Below are 4043 nucleotides of genomic sequence, written 5' to 3' on the forward strand. Positions count from 1 at the left end.
CCATCTCGTTCATTACTTACTTGAGATGTGACCGGACTCGCTTTGAGCCTTTTACGTGAGGGTAGAGGGTGTGAATGCTATAGGAGAGTCGGCTCTCCGTACTAAACGACCAGTTCAGGTGGCGCTAACCTGTCACGAATGGTTTTCTGCTACTTTGTATAGCTTTGAAGCTTTTTCCCAATAGGTTTTTCCGTATCGGGTTTTGCGGTCATGCCAGTATTGATTCAGGGTTGGGTCATCTGGGGATGATGAGCCTTTGACTTTGACATGGCGTTCGATTGGGATGTCCGCCAGCCATTTTAAGGCTATGTAGTTTTCAGCCTTGCGTTGGTCATTGACTTGTACCGCAAAGTTCCATTTCCGCCCTTTTAGGGTTTTAAAGTACCTTTTGGCTACCCATCCCTTTGTTTTATTCGGATGTCTTTTTAGTCCCCATTTGTAGAGCATTTTCCATAATTTATGGTCTACATAGGAAAACACCCGTTTACTTGCTCCACACTTGTAGTAGTTTCCCCATCCTATGAGGATTGGATTGAGGTGTTTTATTATTGCTTCTGGTTTGGCGTTGTGATTGGCTTTTAGCCATTGGTTGACATTTCTCAGAAAGTTTATAATTTTTTCTTTCTGAGGAAAGCAGAAGCAACTTCCATTGAACTGTCGGATATTGAACCCTAAGAAGTTGAAGCCCTGTTCTACATGAACAATGTTAGTCTTATCCTTATTCAGTTCTAGCCCTCTTTCCAAGAGCCATTCTTGTAGGACTGGGATTATAGCTTCGATATCCTCTTTCGTTTCAGCAGTAACCACAAAGTCGTCAGCGTATCGGATGAATCCGTATTTAGGTGACTTCACCTTGCTAGTTCTTTGTTGCCCTTTGTATTTACCATTTTTATGTTGGCTTTGATAGGTTTTGGTTTTGGTGTATTTGGATAACACCTTTTCCATGCCATCTAGGGCGATATTGGCTAACAATGGTGAGATAATCCCCCCTGTGGCGTTCCGCTTTCTGTTTTATGGAATATCTCAGCTTCTACATAACCTGCTTTCAACCATTGTTTTATCAGTTCTCGACCAGGGGTTTGCCCTATTGTCTTGAGGATATATTCATGATTAATGTTGTCAAATGCCCCTTTAATGTCAGCATCTAGAACCCATGTGTCACGCCCTTTGCTCAATCTAAGATGGCATTGTTCCATGGCATCATGGCAGCTTCTGCCAGGTCGAAAACCATAACTGTTTTCCTCGAATCTCGCTTCCCAGCTAGGCTCTAAGGCATTTTTAACAACTGCTTGTGCTACTCGGTCTCTGATTGTTGGAATCCCTAGTGGTCTTTGTTTTCCATTTGCTTTTGGTATGTAGACCCTTTTAGTTGGGCAGGCTTTCCATAGGGTGTATTTCCTCATACTTTTGACCAGTTTCACCCTTTGTGTAGGAGTTAGTGCCGTCTGACCGTCAACGCCAGCCGTTTGTTGTTAACCTAAGCAGGCAGGTCGCCCTACCTGCGAGGCTCCAGAACCGAACGTGAATATCGCTATTCATTCGGCTCCTCAGTGTGTGACTGTCACCAATGCCAGTGACATCTCCAATTAGCGAAAATCCCTCAGCGTGGTTCAGTTTGAACATTGCCTGTGAATTTGGTCGTGGCAATGTAGATGGACTAAGACCAGGTTTTTATCAGCGTTATTTCCACCCTTAGCTCTGGGGTTTAAGTGGTGTTTTTCGATTGATTCACCTGGGTTGAAATTGACTCCACAATGAGCGCATTTACCTTTCTGCCGCTTGAGCAGTCTTGCTTTCTGCGGTTCCAGATATTTGTAGTTTTCGCCCATTCTAACGCTCGAGTAAGTTGAGTCCCCATCGTCAGGGCTGCGTGTTGCTTGTACTTTTGTTCATCTCAGACCCGCCGGGAACGACGAGTGAAGTAGGAGGTTGTAGGAATTTTGCTCTTTTCGAGAGCTTGCAAAGACCCAGTTATTGTTGCCAATGGTTCGCCAATATTTCCTGACGACCCACTTTTTACCCTGATTGGGGTGGCGACGTTTCCCCCATCGATACAGTCTTCTCCAGAGTAGGTGGTCGAGTTTGTTTAACGTTTCCTTTGAGTTCCAAGGAGATTGGTAGTTACTCCAACCTCGGATAATTGGATTGAGGAAACTGATTAGAGCAGCTTGACTACTGCTATTGTTCTCTTCCACGTATTCATCGAGCGTTCTGTAATGAGCTTGGAGCTTTTCTTGGTCGGGTTTGATGATGGTTTTGAAACCCAGCTTTTTCCCTTTCGATGTTTCACCTGAATCGTGTTTCCCTACTCGGTACTGTCGGATAGAAAATCCTATAAAATTAAATCCAGGTTTTTCTCGTTCATGTTCTTCTAGACTCTGAAATATTCGAGGGTTTTCCGGTTTCAATTATAGCCCTAATTCCCCTAGACATTCTGATATAATCCGCTGACATTGTTGTACCACAGTAAGTTAATCCTTTGCAGATGACAACCAAGTCATCTGCATAGCGTATAAGCGTTGGATCTTTCACTTCTTTGCCGAATAACCTTTTGGTATTTCGGATTCTGTTTGCTTTATCCCTGGGAAATTGTTCTTCTATGGGTTGTTGCATACCGTGGAGTGCAATGTTCGTTAAAAGTGGTGAGATACTTCCACCCTGCGGAACACCCTCCAATGTCTTCTGAAATCCCTTCCTTTCTGCCCATCTACTCAAGTCTATTACTCCATTTTATCCACGCTTTAATCTGGCGTTCGACCCTGGGAAAATTCTTGAGTTTTTCTAACAGTTTTGCCTGGTTTATTTTGTCAAAAAACCTGCAAATGTCAGCAGCCAAAACATACTTCTGTTTTTGCGCGATGCAGGTTCGGATTGCTGCGATTGCGTCATGACAATATCTGCCGGGTCTAAAACCGTATGATTCTGATTCAAAACGTGCTTCCCATTCTGGATATAAAGCCATTTTAAGTAGCGTTTGTTTTGCTCTTTCCTCAATTGTTGGGATTGAGAGTCCTCGTTTTTCCGGCTTTCCAGGTTTGGGAATCCAAACGCTTCGAGTCGGTGATGATTTCCCATCTAATTTCAGGTTTTTAGCCAGTACTAATCGTGCTGGAGGTGTTAAGGATTTTACCCCGTCTACTCCAGCCGTAGCACGACCTTTATTGTCCTGAGTTACCCGACGCACGGCGATTAGTTTCGCAGACCAGGATTGGGCTAGATTCTTTTGGAGCCGTCTAACTGTTTGAACATCTCCACGTTGTGAAGCGCGATAAATCCGATGAGAGGAGCTGGAAAACTGCGAACTCGGCTTTTCGCCAGTTCACATCTTTCCATTCCACTTGTGATGTAATCTCCGTTTTGGAGATATTCACTCGAACTAAAGCGAACGTATCTTTCACACAGCAGTGAGTCTGTCAGCATATCCTCTCCATTACAGAGGGGCGTTGGCTTCTGACTCAATCCTTCCAAGGGCGGCTTACGCTAGCTACTACTCCATAATTCGACCGATTCTGGAGAGCCGTTCCCCTGGTTTAACTCGTTCCTAGTTTCCGTTGGTACTGGTTGTAGAACCTCTCAATCCGCCTGGTTTTGGTAGGTGTCAATAGTCAGTAGGACAAGCTGCTATCTACCGTTCCCGTGAGCATATTTCGCTCCCTGCGTATTAGCCTTATTCCGCAAGTTGACAATGACGACGGTTTGTACGAGAGTTCGCTTTCGCTGTTCTGCCCCAGATGCTCCCGGTTTCACTACATTTCAGGCTGGTGGCTTATCCGGTTTTCACCCCGCTTCAGTTGTGGCGGTGCTACCCTCTCCATGACTGGGGGTGATGCTGTTACCTGGACACTTCAGGAGGAGGACTTTCACCTCCACAGAAACTAAGTTATCTCGGTTTCGAGTGTTGCCACCGCTTGGAAAAACCTAGACAAACCTACCCAGAGGGAAAAGGAGCTAAGTATAAGTCGGCGGTGTAACTTTTGGTCAATCCGAGTTAACGCTTTCGCTTGGATGAAGCCCGGTCTTGCGACTCGACAACAACCAAAACC

At 45.0% G+C, this 4043-nt stretch carries 5 protein-coding genes and 1 pseudogene; all 6 read right to left on the minus strand.

Annotated features, from left to right (window positions below; all coding sequences use genetic code 11):
• Positions 1-132: 132 nt before the first annotated feature.
• Positions 133-744, minus strand: coding sequence for a group II intron maturase-specific domain-containing protein (locus ACE1CM_RS48325; protein ID WP_374886773.1), 612 nt, complete (start codon positions 742-744; stop codon positions 133-135).
• Positions 721-1403, minus strand: a pseudogene (locus ACE1CM_RS48330) (reverse transcriptase domain-containing protein); the annotation flags it as partial. The gene ACE1CM_RS48325 and the pseudogene ACE1CM_RS48330, both read right to left, overlap by 24 nt.
• Positions 1404-1610: 207 nt before the next feature.
• Positions 1611-1829, minus strand: coding sequence for an HNH endonuclease (locus tag ACE1CM_RS48335; RefSeq protein WP_374886770.1), 219 nt, complete (start codon positions 1827-1829; stop codon positions 1611-1613).
• 60 nt (positions 1830-1889) lie between these two features.
• Positions 1890-2408, minus strand: coding sequence for a group II intron maturase-specific domain-containing protein (locus ACE1CM_RS48340; RefSeq protein ID WP_374886771.1), 519 nt, complete (start codon positions 2406-2408; stop codon positions 1890-1892).
• Positions 2362-2715, minus strand: a complete 354-nt coding sequence (locus ACE1CM_RS48345) for a reverse transcriptase domain-containing protein (protein ID WP_374886772.1) — start codon at positions 2713-2715, stop codon at positions 2362-2364. Before ACE1CM_RS48345 ends, ACE1CM_RS48340 begins: the two co-directional genes overlap by 47 nt.
• Entirely contained in the window at positions 2708-3274 is a 567-nt protein-coding gene (locus ACE1CM_RS48350) for a reverse transcriptase N-terminal domain-containing protein (RefSeq protein WP_374886774.1), read from the minus strand. Before ACE1CM_RS48350 ends, ACE1CM_RS48345 begins: the two co-directional genes overlap by 8 nt.
• Positions 3275-4043 lie beyond the last annotated feature (769 nt).

It is taken from the genome of Microseira sp. BLCC-F43 (assembly GCF_041929235.1).
GTDB lineage: Bacteria > Cyanobacteriota > Cyanobacteriia > Cyanobacteriales > Aerosakkonemataceae > Microseira.